This is a genomic window from Maribacter sp. Hel_I_7, from assembly GCF_000688315.1.
Lineage (GTDB): Bacteria > Bacteroidota > Bacteroidia > Flavobacteriales > Flavobacteriaceae > Maribacter > Maribacter stanieri.
In genome coordinates, this window is sequence record NZ_JHZW01000003.1 from 681638 (window position 1) to 698486 (window position 16849).

At 34.1% G+C, this 16849-nt stretch carries 13 protein-coding genes; 6 read left to right on the forward strand and 7 right to left on the reverse strand.

Features of this window, described 5'->3' with window-relative positions; translation table 11 throughout:
- Positions 1-57: 57 nt before the first annotated feature.
- Complete coding sequence (locus P178_RS0114505; RefSeq protein WP_027066885.1) at positions 58-1122, reverse strand: acyl-CoA reductase; 1065 nt, start codon at positions 1120-1122, stop codon at positions 58-60.
- Between the two features lie 89 nt (positions 1123-1211).
- Between P178_RS0114505 and P178_RS0114510 the strand changes: the two genes are divergently transcribed.
- Positions 1212-1562: a 4Fe-4S dicluster domain-containing protein gene (locus P178_RS0114510; protein ID WP_027066886.1), complete on the forward strand. Its 351-nt coding sequence runs from the start codon at positions 1212-1214 to the stop codon at positions 1560-1562.
- Positions 1563-1731: 169 nt separating this feature from the next.
- On the opposite strand, the gene P178_RS0114515 is transcribed toward P178_RS0114510, so the two are convergent.
- From P178_RS0114515 to P178_RS22160, 3 genes are read right to left on the reverse strand one after another with little or no spacing between them, the layout of a single operon-like run.
- Positions 1732-4833: a TonB-dependent receptor gene (locus tag P178_RS0114515; RefSeq protein WP_282179800.1), complete on the reverse strand. Its 3102-nt coding sequence runs from the start codon at positions 4831-4833 to the stop codon at positions 1732-1734.
- A gap of 15 nt (positions 4834-4848) precedes the next feature.
- Positions 4849-5862: a FecR family protein gene (locus tag P178_RS0114520; protein WP_027066888.1), complete on the reverse strand. Its 1014-nt coding sequence runs from the start codon at positions 5860-5862 to the stop codon at positions 4849-4851.
- 57 nt (positions 5863-5919) lie between these two features.
- Complete coding sequence (locus tag P178_RS22160) at positions 5920-6498, reverse strand: RNA polymerase sigma factor (RefSeq protein ID WP_051638323.1); 579 nt, start codon at positions 6496-6498, stop codon at positions 5920-5922.
- Between the two features lie 199 nt (positions 6499-6697).
- On the opposite strand from P178_RS22160, the gene ychF reads away from it, so the two are divergent.
- A complete protein-coding gene (gene ychF / locus P178_RS0114530; protein WP_027066889.1) occupies positions 6698-7792 on the forward strand; it encodes a redox-regulated ATPase YchF in 1095 nt (364 codons plus the stop codon).
- Here ychF and P178_RS0114535 read toward each other — a convergent pair.
- Positions 7789-8082 (reverse strand): chaperone modulator CbpM, encoded by a 294-nt coding sequence (locus tag P178_RS0114535; RefSeq protein WP_027066890.1) that lies wholly within the window; start codon positions 8080-8082, stop codon positions 7789-7791. The two genes, ychF and P178_RS0114535, sit on opposite strands and share 4 nt — an antisense overlap.
- A 1-nt stretch (position 8083) precedes the next feature.
- Positions 8084-8986, reverse strand: a complete 903-nt coding sequence (locus tag P178_RS0114540) for a DnaJ C-terminal domain-containing protein (RefSeq protein ID WP_027066891.1) — start codon at positions 8984-8986, stop codon at positions 8084-8086.
- Positions 8987-9211: 225 nt separating this feature from the next.
- Between P178_RS0114540 and P178_RS0114545 the strand changes: the two genes are divergently transcribed.
- The 4 genes from P178_RS0114545 (at position 9212) to P178_RS0114560 (ending at position 15266) form a co-directional block, all read left to right on the forward strand.
- Positions 9212-11077, forward strand: coding sequence for a DNA topoisomerase IV subunit B (locus P178_RS0114545; RefSeq protein ID WP_027066892.1), 1866 nt, complete (start codon positions 9212-9214; stop codon positions 11075-11077).
- 25 nt (positions 11078-11102) lie between these two features.
- Positions 11103-13763, forward strand: a complete 2661-nt coding sequence (locus P178_RS0114550; RefSeq protein WP_027066893.1) for a DNA gyrase/topoisomerase IV subunit A — start codon at positions 11103-11105, stop codon at positions 13761-13763.
- A gap of 8 nt (positions 13764-13771) precedes the next feature.
- A complete protein-coding gene (gene mscL / locus P178_RS0114555; RefSeq protein WP_027066894.1) occupies positions 13772-14200 on the forward strand; it encodes a large-conductance mechanosensitive channel protein MscL in 429 nt (142 codons plus the stop codon).
- Positions 14201-14309: 109 nt separating this feature from the next.
- The gene (locus P178_RS0114560) at positions 14310-15266 is read left to right on the forward strand and encodes a sterol desaturase family protein (protein WP_027066895.1); all 957 of its coding nucleotides are present in this window, start codon (positions 14310-14312) and stop codon (positions 15264-15266) included.
- Positions 15267-15338: 72 nt separating this feature from the next.
- Here P178_RS0114560 and P178_RS0114565 read toward each other — a convergent pair whose 3' ends face one another.
- Positions 15339-16808, reverse strand: coding sequence for a Gfo/Idh/MocA family protein (locus P178_RS0114565; protein WP_027066896.1), 1470 nt, complete (start codon positions 16806-16808; stop codon positions 15339-15341).
- Positions 16809-16849: the final 41 nt, after the last annotated feature.

The following is a 16849-nucleotide window of genomic DNA, read 5'->3' on the forward strand; positions in this document are numbered from 1 at the left end:
AAGGATGCAAATGTCAGGATTTTTTAAAGATTTTCAGGTAAAGTTGGGTATTAAATTCTATGATGTTCTTAATAGAAATTCAATAGTGTCTACACCATCTGCGTAATCATTTAACGATGGTTTTTGTGTTTCACCAAATAATACTTCATTCTCTATAAAACCTGAAGCAACAATGCATTGAATTTTATCTTCTTCTTTTTTAAGCTTAGTTTTCAAGGCGTCAGTATCCTCGTAATACTCGTAAAACAAAGAAGCAATAGGAGAACCGAAGCTTTCTTCTTCCTTTAGAATTAGAAAACCATTATCTAAAATTTTGAACTCGCTCATAAGGTAAACTGCTTTGTTGTAGTCGTAATTATTTGCGTATTTATTATGATTTACAATATCATTGTATGGAAAAATTGCTTTGAAAAAAGTATCAATATTATAACTTTTCGGAATATAGATTTTAGAAACACTTCTACAGCCAAGACCAAAGTATCTAAAAATATCCTCTCCCAAAGCAGTCAGATCTTCGGTTGTTTCATCACCTTTTAAAACAGCAACTGAATTTCTGTTTTTACGAATTATATTAGGTTTTTTACCAAAATAATATTCAAAATATCTAGCGGTGTTGTTACTTCCGGTTGCAATTACGGCATCATAATGACCTAACTTTTCTTTTGTAAATGTAACGCGATCAATAAAATATGGTTCAATTTCTATTAGATACTCAATTATAAGTGGAATAAGTTTTTGATCATTACTAGATAATTTTACCAATGCCATATTTCCTGTAATTAAAACACATAATAGATCGTGGAAGCCTACTAGAGGAATATTTCCGGCCATAATAAGTGCAACCACTTTTTCCCTATTTGCATTTAAATCATACTGCTCTAACCAGGTATCCAGATTTTCTTTGGTTAATGCAATACTCCATTCTTTAAAGGCATGAATACAATTTTCTTCTGTAAACCATCCATTATAATGTTTTGCTCTCTCAATTTCTGTTTTAAACAAAGCAATCCACTTATCATTTAAATGGTCAGAAATGGTGTTTGTTTCTATTAAATCACAAAATTTACTTAGAAATTTTCCAAGTTTAACAAAAGCTTCTATACTAAGGTTGCTATGGGTCATTATATTTGTATACTAATTCACTAGGAATTACCTTTGTGCAAAAATAAGCATGCCCGTTCTTTTTTGGGCATTTTAATGTAGAAGAAATTATGGCAATTATAATAACAGACGAATGTATAAATTGTGGGGCTTGTGAACCTGAATGTCCAAACACTGCAATTTATGAAGGTGCAGATGAATGGCGTTACAGTGATGGTACCTCTTTAAAAGGTGGTGTTGTTTTGCCAAATGGCAAAGAAGTTGATGCAGATGAAGTTCAAGAGCCTATAAGTGATGAAGTTTACTATATCTCTCCAGATAAATGTACAGAATGTGTTGGTTTCCATGAAGAGCCACAATGTGCTGCTGTTTGTCCTGTAGATTGTTGTGTGCCAGATGATGACCATGTTGAAACCGAAGAAGTACTTTTGGCTAAGCAACGTTTTATGCACCCAGAGTAAGAGAAGTTTTTACTTTTATTGGAATACCAATTTTTTGAGATTATACAGTAAGTGGAAATTGTTCGTTAATTGATTTAAATAATATTGAAAGAACTCAACATATTTGTACTAAAATAAAAAAGCTACCTAAATTAATAGGTAGCTTTTTTTTTAAATAAACTAAATCAAACTAAAATTTATAATTCAATGATAAGTTGAACATTGTACCTAATTGGCTAAAGTGATAACCATCATACGTCATTTGAGAATAACGTTGGTTGAAAGTTATTAAGTTAGATTGGTTTTGAGTCTGAGCAGCATCAGCTAAAATAGCATCACCTGCAGCGTTTTTAGACTTAAAGCTCCATTCAGGTAAAACATTCAATAAATTGTTAATGTTTAAGGCTAAGGTCAATTTATCAGTTGCACTAAAATTAATACCTAAATCAGTTACAATCTTTGGAGTAAACTCAGTGAATAGATTATTGTCTAAACCTTGTTGTTGAAATGTTGTTTTACCGAAATATGTATTATTAAGAGAGAAACCGAATTTGTTAATATCATAGTTAGCTCCTAAAATCCATTTAGTTTCTGGTCTAGATGTAAAGAACAAAGCTTCTTGAGTTTCGTTTACAACAGATTGACCAGAGTTAGCTACTAATGGTACATCTTTTACAGCTCCATCTCTTTCATTTTGAATAGTGTAGTTACCAGATAAATTCAAATCTAAATTTCCTTCACCAATTTCTATTCCTTTATACGCAAGAACCACATCAATACCCGAAGTTTTAGTATCTATTGCATTTGAAAAGAAACTTACATCACTTAAGTTATTGTTAGTTAGCAAGATGTCAAGCGGGTTTGTTGCATCACCACTTGGACCTATCTCAGAACCTAAAACAATTCTGTCTTTTACTGCTATATTGTAGTAATCGAATGTATAGCTGAATTTGTTATCAATTTTACCACCAAAACCAATTGTAAAGTTGGTTGATGTTTCAGCATCTAATTGTGGAATTCCTAATAATTTAGCTTGTGTAGATACATTATTTATTAAACCACCAACTTGAATACCTTGTCCAGGTACAAAGCTATATTGAGCTTTCTGAGTGTAAATCTGGTGTAGAGTAGGAGCTCTAAATCCTGAAGATATAGACCCTCTTAATGTGAATGCATCACTAACTTTATAACGTGAACTGAATTTGTAAACAAAAGCATTACCGAAATCAGAATAGTTTTCAGTTCTTACAGTACCACTTAAAAGGAAGGCATCTGTTACATCATAATCTAAACTTAAGTATCCACCAATATTGTAACGGTTAAATTTACCTGCATTTTGAGGAGAAGCACCTGCAAATGAATCTGCACCACCACCATCATAAGAAGCTAACTCACCTTCAATTACTTCAAAAGTTTCAGTTCTGAACTCAGCACCAACACCAATACTTACTTTATCAGAAAGTAATCTTGATATATCAATGTTACCTACATTGTGAGAAAACTTTGTTCCTCCTGGATCAAATGATTGCTGACTATTTTCTCTGTATAGTTCAGAACCTTCTGTAATTTCACCATCATCAACAACACCATTTCCATTTGCATCAACCCAAGTTGAAGGAGAATAAACAACATTTCTGTTGTGCGTATTGTTTACCTTATACGTTTGAGTATTACCACCAGTTGTAAAACTTGCATCAAGATTCCAATCGTTAATAACGGACTTAAAGCCTATTGTTGCATTATAATCACTCAACTCACCTTCAAATGTTGGTACATAGCCATCATATCCACCAGCTGTATTTGGATTGTCTCCTGGGAAAAAGTCAGCTAAATATGGAAAATCATCTACAGTTCTCCAATACGGTGTTCTATAATTAGCAAAACTATTTACAGCCTTGTATACATAAGCCGCATTACCATACATAGAAGTATTTTCACTTAAGTCATAACCGAGGTTAACAGAAAATTTAGCTGCTGCTGTTTCTGGAGAACCATTTATATTTCCAGCATCAGGTCTTCTAGATAAGAACTCTTGTACATCTGCTATAGAAGCACCAAAATCAGCCGCTTCACCTGCAGCATTTACCGTACCTGGTCTATTTGCTTGATTTACTTTTGAAAGGTCAATAGTATAATTTATAAAACCTTTGTCCTCACCTATAGATGAACCATTGTTTAAAGCAACACCAAACATTTCGCCATCACCTTCAGAAGTTATTCCTGTTCTTACTGTTGCAGAACCTTCGTTAGGAGAATCTTTTAATATAATGTTCATTACACCTGCAATTGCATCAGAACCATATTGAGCGGAAGCACCATCGCGTAAGATTTCAACTCTTTTTATCGCATCTGTTGGTATTGCAGATATATCAGCACCTGTTTCACCACGTCCTGGGGATGTTTGTGTATATAATAGAGCACTTAAGTTTTTACGCTTACCGTTAATTAATATTAATGTTCTTGAAGGACCCATGTTTCTAATTTCATATGGATCTAATAAAGAAGTTGCATCGTTAACCGGAGTTTGTACGGTATTAAAAGATGGTATTCTGTACTGTAAAGCTTTATCAAAAGTAGCTTGACCAGTTGAACTCAAATCTTTAGCGCCAATAACATCAACGGGTAAAGGAGTGTCAGCATTACTTCTTGGAGCGGTACGAGAACCAACAACAATAAATTCATCTAACTGCATTCCTTCAGATAGTTGAACATTGATTACGTTCTTACCTAGTGTTGAGATTTCCTGTGTTGCAAAACCAATATAACTAAATACTAATTTTGTGTCATCTGTTATGTTTATAGTATAGTTACCATCAAAATCTGAAGTTGTACCATTTGTAGTACCTTTTTCTAAAATGTTAACTCCTGCTAAAGGCATACCAGAATCATCTGTTACCTTACCAGAAATGCTATTTTGTACAACTTTGTTTAATGTCGTAGCAGAAATTCCATTAACAGTAGAATTGATTTTTAAAACCTTTGCTCTTTCAGGCTTTTTATGGTAAACCACATAATATTTGTTACCAAGGTATTCAAAATCAAAACTAGTCTTGCGTTCTAGTTTATTAATGATTTTGTCTAAAACAGGAAATTTATACTCCTCAGGATTTAGACTTGTTGTTGACACCAACGTTGGATTGTATGTAAAAAACACTTCGTGTTTTGCGCTGATCTCATTTAGAAATTCGCTAAGGGTCACGTTTTCCTTGAGTTCATTAGCTGCCGTTGCACTGGTGATGCTTGAAAAAAGCATTACTGCAAGCAGCAATCTCATTAGTTTGTTCGTTCTCATAAATAAATAGTTTAGTTAATAAATAGGGTTTTCTTGTACTCGTAATATATTTCCTTTGTTAATAATTCTAGTTCCTGTAGCCTTTTCTATAGCTGAAATACATATTTTTAGATTCTGGTTTGGTATACCACCTGAAATAGGAATTTGTTTTAAGGAGTCTGATGAATATTCTACTTCAAGTCCGTATGTTGATTCTAGATTGAGCATGACATCTTCAAGTGGAATCTCGTTAAAGGCATAGGTGCCACCACGCCAGAGTGCGTAGGGAGTTTTAATGTCTACTTTTTTGTGTACTAGTTTTTCACTATCATTTGAGAATGATACCATTTCGCCAGGTATCATTTTAGTTACTTCTCCATTTTTGAATTCTAAGTGAATAGAACCTTCATCAAGTACTACATTTGTTTTTTGCTTTCTAGTATTAACGTGAAATTGAGTGCCCAGTACTTCAACTTTTAAATCGTTTGTTACTACCCAAAATTTAGCATTTGTACTAGGTATTGGTTTTACCTTAAAATAGGCTTCCCCTTTTAGGTGTAGTAATCTTGGATTGTCATTTTCGTAAGAGATTTCAGAATTACCATTAAGAACTACTGATGTGCCATCCGGTAATTTTAAATCTATAATTTCCCCAAAATTAGTTTTGTGAATTGTTGTGGATTGATTTGTGAAATATGCAAAGCTTGTATAACTGATAAGTACTAGTAATACAGCAGCTGCACTGGTAAAAATTACACTGTTTAATGATCGTAATTTTTTTGTCTTCTTATTTGTAGAGGAATCAATATCTAGTTTAGGTAAAATTTCTGAAAGTGCATTATTTACTTTATCGCTACTAGGATAATTTTGATTAAAATTAATTCCTGTAACTATCGATTTGGCATTCTCGACAGTTTCTAAATATTCTGGGTGGCTTTGTATCCAATTATTCCAATACGTAATATCATTTTTGTTTAGACCTTTTGCCCAATTTTTAAATGACGCATCTGTTAAGAAATACTGTAAATCGAATTTGTGTTTGTTGTCCATTTAGTAAGGTGTTCCATTTATAAGAGTTTTAATTCTTAAAAATATACCCTACTATTTTCAAATTTTTTTTAAAATATTTTTAATTTGTTGATTTTCAGATGATTTGCGAAGTTTTGATAATGCTTTTTGTAGTACATTTAAAACACTTTGGTAGTTCATATCCATTACTTCTGCAATGTCAGAGCTATTCATTCCACTATAATATTTTAAATAAAGAACTTCTTTTTGTCTTGGAGAAAGGTTATTGATTAAGTTGGCTAGGGTAGAGGTACAAAGAAACTGTATCTCCTGATGTATGGAAATCTCTTCGGCAGAAAAAGTAAAGTTGGTTTTAAAAAGTTGCGCTTCAGATATTGGAAGGTTTTTTTGATTTTTTTGAAGTTGTTTAATTAACCTTCTTTTAAAGGATACAAATAAGTATGCTTTAAGGTTTTTAATTGAATTTTCTTTTTCCCGATCTTCAAATAATTGAATAAAAAAGTTTTGAAGGCAATCTTCTGTGATTTCTTGATTGTTGCTCAGCTTTAAACCATATACATGTAATTGTGGGTAGTATTTTTTAAAAAGTAGACTAAAGCCGTTAGCCTCGCCTTTTTTAAAGAAATACCATATTGTTTCATCTGAATGAAGTTCCATAAATTTCACATGTTCTACCGCCAAAGTAAGAAATAATTCTTAAAATATGTTAAAATTAGATATTTTAACTATCCTCCGTCTAAAATATTTGAGTATTATATAAATAAAGTGTATAAAATTTCGCAAAAGTTATACTGCGATTTTGAGCGTAAAATATTTAAGTAAAAACTATATTTGCACCCTCGAAATATTCTTAATTATGAAAGCAGGTATTGTAGGATTACCAAATGTAGGTAAATCAACACTTTTTAATTGTTTGTCTAATGCGAAAGCACAAAGTGCAAATTTTCCATTTTGTACAATTGAGCCAAATATAGGTGTGGTGAATGTGCCGGACTCAAGATTAGAAAAATTAGAAGAATTAGTGAATCCAGAAAGGGTTTTGCCAGCAACAGTTGAGATAGTTGATATAGCGGGACTTGTAAAAGGTGCAAGTAAGGGAGAAGGATTAGGAAATCAGTTTTTAGGAAACATTAGGGAAACGGATGCTATATTACATGTGCTTCGTTGTTTTGATAATGACAACATTGTTCATGTTGATGGTAATGTAAATCCTATTAGAGATAAGGAAACTATAGATATGGAGCTTCAGTTGAAAGATTTGGAGACCGTTGACAAGAAATTAGAGAAAGTTAAAAGAGCTGCTAGAACGGGTAATAAAAAAGCTCAAAAAGAAGAGGCGGTTTTACTAGCAATTAAAACTGGTCTTGAGGCAGGTACATCTGTTAGGGCAATTAAAATTGATGAGGAATCTAGAATTGAATTCGTTAAGCCTCTTCAATTTATTACCGATAAACCGGTTATGTACGTATGTAATGTTGATGAAGATGGAGCAGTTACTGGTAATGCTTATGTAGAAAAAGTAAGGGAAATGGTTGCCGCTGAAAATGCAGAAGTTATTTTTTTGGCTGTTGGTACTGAAGCTGATATTACGGAATTAGAAACGTATGAGGAGCGTCAAATGTTTTTAGAGGATTTAGGTTTGGAAGAGCCTGGTTCCGCTAAATTAATTCGTGGAGCATACAAATTATTAGATTTGGAAACTTATTTCACGGCTGGTGTAAAAGAAGTTCGTGCCTGGACTATACCTGTTGGTGCAACTGCACCGCAAGCAGCGGGAGTTATTCATACAGATTTTGAAAAAGGTTTTATTAGAGCTGAAGTTATCGCTTATGATGACTATGTTACTTTTGGTAGTGAGGCAAAAGTAAAAGAAGCCGGTAAAATGAGAGTAGAAGGTAAGGAGTACATTGTTAAGGATGGAGATGTTATGCATTTCCGTTTTAACGTCTAGTGCTCGTAAATAGTCAACCGATCTCGCAATAATTTTAATTCTTGTTCTAATCGGTTGACTTTTTCTAACATATGGTTTATGGTGTCTATGCCTTCCATATTTATTCCTAGTTCATTACGTAATCTGTATATGCGTTCTATTTCAACAATATACTGGGGTTCAACATATTTTTTGTCTTCAATTTGCTGTACCTCTATCATTTCAAATTCTAGAAGCTCGTCTATAAATTCAACAGGCGTTTGTGTCCGTTTGCAATACAGCTCTATTTGTATATAATTTTCTGAATCCATACTATCGTAATTCTGAAAGTTGTTTGAATAATTGTTTCTCTTTATCTGAAAGGTTGGTAGGTGTTGTTACTTTGTAAGTAATATAAAGATTTCCATGAACACCTTTTTTCTTGTAAACAGGCATTCCCTTTCCTTTTAATTTTACTTTAGTGTCGTTCTGGGTTTCGGGTTTTACCTTCAGTTTTACTTTTCCTGTTAAGGTTTCCACTTCTATAGAGCTTCCTAGTATTGCGTCATATAAGGATATGGATTCATTTTTATATAAATCATTTCCTACTCGTTTAAAGTTAGTGTTATTATTAATTTCAAAGCTTAAGTATAAATCGCCTTTTGGTCCTCCATTTACTCCATCACCTCCATAACCGCTAATTTTAATGGTTTGTCCATCTTCTACCCCGGCAGGGATGGTTATTCTAATTTTTTTAGAACCAAGATCAAGAGTTTGTTTTTGATCCTCTAAAATATCACGCAATTTTAATTTTAGAGTTGCATTTAGGTCTTGACCTTTAAACTGAGAAGTTCTTCTGCCTCCGCCACCAAAACCACCACCGCCACCGCCGAACATTGATTCGAAGAAATCTGAAAAGTCTTCATTCGTTCCGCTTGATCTGGTGTAACCGCCACGATTTCCTGAAGAAGAGCTACGTTGATTTCGTTTGGCTTCCTCATAAGCATCGGCATGTTCCCAATCCTTACCGTACTGGTCATACTTTTTTCTTTTCTCAGGGTCGCTCAATACTTCGTTAGCCTCATTTATCCGTTGAAATTTTTCTTGCGCGGTTTTATCATTCGGATTTAAATCTGGATGTAGTTTGCGTGCCAATTTTCGGTATGCCTTTTTAATATCGGCTTGTGAGGCTTTCTTGTCTATTTCTAGAATTTTGTAATAATCAATAAATTCCATAGGTATTCAAAATCTAGTTTAAAGATATAAAAAGGACAAAATAATTCCTATGATACATATCATCATTTAAAAGTTTTTTTTGAATATTTCTGATTAAAATTTTGCAATGATTATCGAAGCTATCAACAATAAAACCTAACTTATTGTTAATTACTTTAACAGATAGGGGTTTTATCTTTTGCCGAGTGGTGCTATCTTTAGCGCAACTTTCATAAACTTTTTTAAATGTCCCAAGACACTACTAAATATACCGAAGATAACATACGCTCGCTCGATTGGAAAGAACATATCCGATTAAGGCCTGGTATGTACATTGGTAAATTAGGAGATGGTTCTTCTGCAGATGATGGTATTTATATACTTTTAAAAGAAGTAATAGATAACTGTATAGATGAGTTTGTAATGGGTGCTGGCAAAACCATAGAAATATCTATTAAGGATAAGGTGGTTAAAGTAAGAGATTATGGTCGTGGTATTCCACTTGGTAAAGTAGTAGATGTAGTTTCTAAAATGAATACGGGTGGTAAGTACGATAGTCGTGCTTTTAAAAAATCTGTTGGTTTAAACGGAGTTGGTACAAAGGCAGTAAATGCATTGTCCAGTTTTTTTGAAGTTCAATCATCACGAGATAACCAGGTTAAAACGGCTCAATTTAGTTCGGGTAATTTAGAGAACGAGGTTGGTCCTGAAGAATCCTCAAAAAGAAAAGGTACCAAAGTTACATTTATACCTGATGAAGCTATTTTTAAAAATTACAAGTTTAGAAATGAGTATGTAGAGCGCATGCTTAAAAACTATGTGTATCTAAATCCTGGATTAACCATTGTTTTTAATGGTGAAAAGTTTTTCTCTGAAAATGGATTACGTGATCTTCTTGAGGATAATAATAATATGGATGATATGCTTTATCCTATTATCCATCTGAAAGGAGAAGATATCGAAATCGCAATTACCCATAGCAGAACACAATATAGTGAGGAATATCATTCGTTTGTTAATGGACAACATACAACTCATGGAGGTACACACCAAGCTGCATTTAGAGAGGCAATCGTTAAAACAATTCGTGATTTTTACGGAAAGAATTATGAAGCTTCCGATATTCGAAAATCTATCATTTCTGCCATCGCCTTAAAAGTGATGGAACCTGTATTTGAAAGTCAGACTAAAACAAAATTGGGCTCTACGGACATGGGTGGTAATTTGCCAACTGTTCGTACATATATCAATGATTTTGTTGGTAAGTATTTAGATAACTATCTGCATAAGAATTCAGATACGGCCGATAAGCTTCAGAGAAAAATTATGATGGCCGAGAAAGAGCGAAAAGAACTTTCAGGTATTCGTAAATTGGCAAGGGATAGGGCTAAAAAATCTAACCTTCATAATAAGAAGCTTAGAGATTGTAGAGTTCACCTAAGTGATATAAAGCATGATCGTAGATTAGAAAGCTCTCTTTTTATTACTGAGGGAGATTCAGCATCTGGTTCAATTACGAAATCTAGAGATGTAAATACGCAAGCTGTTTTTAGTTTAAAGGGTAAGCCTTTAAATTCTTATGGAATGACTAAAAAGATAGTTTATGAGAATGAAGAGTTTAATTTATTGCAAGCTGCATTAAATATAGAAGAGTCAATTGAAGATTTAAGATATAATAATATCATAATAGCTACCGATGCCGATGTTGATGGTATGCATATTAGGTTGTTGTTGATTACATTCTTTTTGCAATTTTTTCCAGAGTTGATCAAAGAGAATCATTTGTACATTTTGCAGACACCTTTGTTTAGGGTGAGAAATAAGAAAGAAACTATATATTGTTACAGCGATGAAGAGCGACAAATGGCAATTAATAAATTAACGGGCAAACCTGAGATAACTCGATTTAAAGGTTTGGGTGAAATTTCTCCAGATGAGTTTAGGCACTTTATTGGTGAAGATATTCGTCTTGAGCCAATAATGTTAGACAAGGCAATGTCTATTGAAGAATTGTTGAGTTTCTATATGGGAAAAAATACGCCAGATAGACAAAAATTTATAATTAACAATCTTAAAGTAGAGGTTGATTTAATTGAAGATAAAGTAATATAAACTAGGTAAATACGATTGCTTCTGAATGGAAGAAAATGACGATTTAAACGAGGAGAATAACGATAATCTTTCAGAGGGTAATAATGCTGATGCGGAACCGACCGATGCTCTAACAAGAGTATCTGGTATGTATAAGGATTGGTTTCTTGACTATGCTTCTTATGTTATTTTAGAACGTGCTGTACCAGCTATCGAAGATGGTTTTAAACCTGTTCAACGTAGAATTATGCACTCCTTAAAGGAGTTGGATGATGGTAGATATAATAAGGTAGCCAATGTTGTAGGTCATACAATGCAGTACCACCCACATGGTGATGCTAGTATTGCTGATGCTATGGTGCAAATTGGTCAAAAGGATTTGCTGATTGACACTCAAGGAAACTGGGGTAACATTCTAACAGGAGATCGTGCAGCTGCATCTAGATATATTGAGGCTAGACTCTCTAAATTTGCTTTAGAGGTTATTTTTAGCCCTAAAATTACAGAATGGCAATCATCCTATGATGGTAGAAAGAAGGAGCCTGTAAATCTTCCAGTTAAATTTCCTCTGTTACTGGCACAAGGTGCTGAAGGTATTGCCGTTGGTTTATCTACCAAAGTACTTTCGCATAATTTTGTAGAGCTAATTGATGCTTCAATCAAACACCTAAAAGGACAGCGATTTAAGATTTATCCAGATTTTCCAACAGCAGGTATTATAGATGTTACAAACTATAATGATGGACTAAGAGGTGGTAAAATACGAGTTCGTGCAAAGATCGCTCAATTAGATAAGAATACGCTAGTAATCAATGAAATACCATATGGTACTAATACTGGTAGTTTAATAGATTCTATTTTAAAGGCCAATGATAAGGGCAAGATAAAAATTAAAAAAATAGAGGATAACACAGCGGCAGATGTTGAGATTTTAATACATCTTCCTTCTGGGATATCACCAGATAAAACAATAGATGCCCTTTATGCTTTTACCGCTTGCGAATCTTCAATTTCACCGCTTGGTTGTATTATAGAAGATAATAAGCCATTGTTTATCGGTGTTACGGAAATGCTTAAAAGGTCTACTGATTCTACAGTGGAATTGTTAAAGCGAGAGTTAGAGATTCAATTAAAGGAATTGGAAGAGCAATGGCATTTTGCTTCTTTAGAGCGAATTTTTATTGAAAATCGTATCTACCGCGATATTGAAGAAGAGGAGACTTGGGAAGGCGTTATTAAGGCAATAGATAAAGGTTTGGCACCTTTTACTAAACATTTAAAACGAGCCGTTACAGAGGAGGATATTACCAGGCTTACAGAAATACGTATTAAGAGGATTTCTAAATTCGATTTGGACAAAGCACAGCAATATTTAGAAAGTCTTCAAGAGCGAATTGCAGAGGTAAAACATCATTTGGCGAACCTGATTGAGTTTGCAATAAATTATTTCAAAAATCTTAAAGAAACTTACGGTAAGGAAAGAGGACGTTTAACCGAAATTAGAATTTTTGATGATATTGAAGCTACTAAAGTAGCTATAAGGAATACCAAGCTCTATGTAAATAGGGAAGAAGGCTTTGTTGGCACCTCTTTAAAGAAAGACGAATATGTAACGGACTGTAGTGATATTGATGATATTATTGTTATTACCAATGAGGGTAAAATGATGGTGTCAAAAGTTGATTCTAAAATTTTTGTGGGTAAGGGAATTATTCACGTAGCCGTATTTAAGAAGAAAGATAAGCGTACTACTTATAATTTAGTTTATAAAGATGGTAAGGGCGGTGCAACGTACATAAAGCGATTTAATGTTACGAGTATTACTAGAGATAGACTTTATGATTTAACTACAGGAAAAGCTGGTTCCCAAGTATTGTATTTCACTGCTAACCCTAACGGAGAAGCAGAAGTTATTACTGTTTTACTTCGTCAAGTGGGTAGTATTAAAAAACTGAAATGGGATATAGATTTCTCTGATGTTCTTATTAAAGGAAGAGCTTCTAAAGGTAATATAGTCACTAAGTATTCTGTAAAACGAATTGAGTTAAAGGAGAAAGGTGTATCTACATTAAAGCCAAGGAAGATTTGGTTCGATGATGTTGTACGTAGATTGAATGTTGATGGAAGGGGTGAGTTGTTAGGTGAATTTAAAGGTGATGATCTTTTATTGGTGATTAATCAGAAAGGGGTCGTTAAGACATTTTTACCTGTGTTGACTTCTCACTTTGATGATGATATGATCGTTTTGGAAAAATGGATACCTGAAAAACCAATTTCGGCTATTTATTGGGAAGGTGAAAAAGAACGTTTTTATGTAAAAAGGTTCTTGGTGGAAAGCGAAAATAAAGAGGAATCATTTATTTCTGAACATCCAAAATCATATTTAGAGTTGGTTTCAACAGATTGGAGACCAATGGTTGAAATTGAATTTCCTAAACCAAGAGGTAGGGATGCTAAAGAAAATGAATCTGTTGATATTGAAGATTTTATATCGGTTAAAGGAATAAAAGCTTTAGGTAATCAATTCATTACTGAAAAGGTGAAAAACATCAATTTACTGGAGCCTTTGCCTTTTGAGCCGGTAGCGCCTGAACAACCTGAGAATATAGAGGTAGTAGATGAGGAGTCTCTAACATCTAACGATGAAAATGAAAAATCGAAGGATGGGAAAGACCCTTCGGCAGATGAACCTACATTATTTGATTAGTCGTTTTTATGAAGAATTTTTTTCAAGAGTTTAAGAATTTTGCCATCAAGGGCAATATGATCGATCTCGCAGTAGGTATAATAATCGGTACTGCGTTTAACAAAGTGGTTAGTACAATTGTTTCCGCTATTATTATGCCCCCGCTTTCCTTATTAACTGACGATGTTAATCTTTCCAATAAGAAATGGATTCTTAGAGAGGCGGGCGAAAAGGTTGAAGAGGTAGCGATAGGTTATGGAGAATTAATAGAGTCCTTAATTGATTTTGGAATAATTGCATTTACCATTTTTGTAATGGTGAAATTTATAAATAGGTTTAAGGAAAAGTCAGAAGACCCTACGAATAAGGAAGTTGAAACACCTAAGAACATAGTATTGTTGTCAAGTATGGAAAAATTGCTAAAAGAACAGAATGCTATATTAAAAGGAAAGAAATAAGAATAACTGTTTAATTATTGAGATGCCTTATTTCAATATAGAGAGTTAAGATTAGACAACTTTAAAGAATAGTTGGTTTTATAACTACCTTTACAAAAATTTTGAATTAATGGATTTTACTAACCCGCTGGTATACGGTGCACCGGCTTTCATTGCTTTTATTTTATTAGAATTAACCTACAGCAAAACCCATGGAGATGATGATCTTTATGATTGGAAAGATTTTGCTGCTAGTAGTGTAATGGGTATTGGCTCGGCAATTATTGGACCTTTATTAAAAGTTATTTTGTTAGTTGTTCTTTTTGAATATGCTTATGAGTTTTTCAATCCTATGGTAGATGGGGTTAGAACTAACATAATGGGCTATAAATCGTTTGGCTATGCATGGTACGTTTGGTTACTGTGTCAATTAGCGGATGATTTTACCTATTATTGGTTCCATCGAGCAAATCATGAAATTCGTATTCTTTGGGCAGCACATATAGTACATCATTCTTCGGATAACTTTAATCTTGGTACTGCAATCCGTAATGGATGGTTTACCTTATTGTACAAGCCATTTTTCTATGTATGGATGCCTATCATTGGATTTCCGGTAGAAATGGTAGTGGTTTGTTTGGCAATAGAATCTTTTTGGCAATTTCAGCTACATTCTCAGTATGTGCCCAAAATGGGATTCATTGAAAAAATATTCAATACACATACAATGCATCAAGTACACCACGCTCAAAATGTGGAGTATTTAGATAAGAATCACGGTGGTTTTTTAAACTTTTTCGATAAGATTTTTGGAACCTGGAAAGAGTATGACGAAGAGATTGATGTAAAATTTGGTGTTATTCATGCGCCTAATTCTAACAACCCTATTGTAATACTTACGCATGAGTTTAAAGATATTTGGGCAGACGTAAAAAAGTCTAAAAAGTTAAGTCATAAATTAATGTACATTTTTGGACCTCCAGGCTGGAGTCATGATGGTAGTACAATGACCGTAAAGCAGCAACAACGCTTGTTTAAAGAACAAAAAGAAGCAAACCCAAAGGTTGCTTTTAATAGACCGAATTAAGGTTGATTAATTTATATAAAAAAAGGGAGGCTTTCAGCCTCCCTTTTTTATGCGCATTATTTATATTAGATTTTAAACTTCCCAACCTTTTCTATATGTTCTACCAACAAATTGGTTGGCTTCTTCCATATTCGTTATTCTCATATTTTCTCCATCCCACAGTAGTTTTTTACGAGCAAAGAATTCCATAGCACCTTCAAAATTCTCTCGTTGAAGCATGTAACTTCTAATAGCTAAATTACCCATAAGTACTGTTTCTGTCATAGGTCCGGCGTAATCAAAAGAGGATGTTAGATTTAGGTGCTCATCACTGCCAAAACCGGCTTTACAAGCGTCTATCCATTTACGTTGATGGCCATACTCTGGCTCTAAATTCTCCTCGACTTCAGGTCCAAACTCAGTGGTTCCATCGTTAAGATATAATTTTGGCATTAAAGGAGAGCTATCGTTAATATTAGTGGAGATGATTCCTTTTTCACCAATGATTAATACACCGTTAGCACTTTCTTTGCCGCCTATATCATCATTTGCAGGAATAATGTCTGGATGTGATGGACGGATACCACCATCGCTCCATGTCATTTCAATAGGTGATTTTGATTTGTCTGTAGCATTAAAGTGCAAGGTTATGAAAGAAGAAGGGGGACAGCCTTCTGGGTAGTAATCTGGGGTCCACATTTTTGAAAATACTGATGCAACACTACATTCTGCATCCGTAGGGTACTTTAAATTTAATGTTCTAAAAGGTATATCTATTAAGTGGCAGCCAACATCGCCAAGGGCTCCTGTTCCAAAATCCCACCAACCTCTCCAATTAAAAGGGTGTAGGTTGGGTACAAATTCCCTTTCGGTTGCAGGTCCTAGCCATAAGTCCCAATTTAGAGCATCGGGTTTAAGGCTTGCATCTGGTTTGGGCATTTCAATTCCTTGCGGCCAAACGGGTCTATTGGTCCATACTTGTACTTTTGATACCGCACCTATTTTATCCTCATCTATCCATTGTTGCACCATACCAAGAAGTGGATTGGATCCGCCTTGATTTCCCATTTGAGTGACAATTTTGTTGGTTCTTGCCATTTGGGTTAGCGCTCTGGCTTCTTTAATGTTATGTGTCATGGGTTTTTGCACGTAAACATGTATGCCGCGCTGCATAGCCCATTTTGCTGCGGGACCATGTATATGATCTGGCGTAGAAATTGTTACGGCATCTATGTTTTTCTTCTTGTCTAACATTACCCTAAAATCATCATATAATTTTGCCTTTGGGAAGTTTTCAATGCTTTTTGCCGCACTTCCTGAAAAATCTACATCACATAAAGCTGCTACACGCTCTCTACCATTAACAGATGCGTTCTTTATATCGCTAATACCTTTTCCTCCGGCTCCAATAGCGGCAATGTTTAAACGGTCGCTAGGGGATATAAACCCAGGTCCGCCTAATACATGTCTTGGTACTATAAAAATAGAACTTGCCAAGGCAGATTTTTTCACAAAACTGCGTCGGTTAATTTTAGCTGGATTTTTCTTTTTGTTGTCTTTCATGATTGTTCTTGGTTAAAAGTTGAATGGTGTAACCAAGATAC

Bases quoted from the DNA above. Each gene is read 5' to 3' on its own strand.
- P178_RS0114545 (WP_027066892.1), top strand. From the start codon at position 9,212: ATGTCCCAAGACACTACTAAATATACCGAAGATAACATACGCTCGCTC.
- mscL (WP_027066894.1), top strand. From the start codon at position 13,772: ATGAAGAATTTTTTTCAAGAGTTTAAGAATTTTGCCATCAAGGGCAAT.
- P178_RS0114560 (WP_027066895.1), top strand. From the start codon at position 14,310: ATGGATTTTACTAACCCGCTGGTATACGGTGCACCGGCTTTCATTGCT.
- P178_RS0114540 (WP_027066891.1), bottom strand. From the start codon at position 8,986: ATGGAATTTATTGATTATTACAAAATTCTAGAAATAGACAAGAAAGCC.
- P178_RS0114550 (WP_027066893.1), top strand. From the start codon at position 11,103: ATGGAAGAAAATGACGATTTAAACGAGGAGAATAACGATAATCTTTCA.
- P178_RS0114565 (WP_027066896.1), bottom strand. From the start codon at position 16,808: ATGAAAGACAACAAAAAGAAAAATCCAGCTAAAATTAACCGACGCAGT.
- P178_RS0114535 (WP_027066890.1), bottom strand. From the start codon at position 8,082: ATGGATTCAGAAAATTATATACAAATAGAGCTGTATTGCAAACGGACA.
- P178_RS0114515 (WP_282179800.1), bottom strand. From the start codon at position 4,833: ATGAGAACGAACAAACTAATGAGATTGCTGCTTGCAGTAATGCTTTTT.
- ychF (WP_027066889.1), top strand. From the start codon at position 6,698: ATGAAAGCAGGTATTGTAGGATTACCAAATGTAGGTAAATCAACACTT.
- P178_RS0114510 (WP_027066886.1), top strand. From the start codon at position 1,212: ATGGCAATTATAATAACAGACGAATGTATAAATTGTGGGGCTTGTGAA.
- P178_RS0114505 (WP_027066885.1), bottom strand. From the start codon at position 1,122: ATGACCCATAGCAACCTTAGTATAGAAGCTTTTGTTAAACTTGGAAAA.
- P178_RS0114520 (WP_027066888.1), bottom strand. From the start codon at position 5,862: ATGGACAACAAACACAAATTCGATTTACAGTATTTCTTAACAGATGCG.
- P178_RS22160 (WP_051638323.1), bottom strand. From the start codon at position 6,498: ATGGAACTTCATTCAGATGAAACAATATGGTATTTCTTTAAAAAAGGC.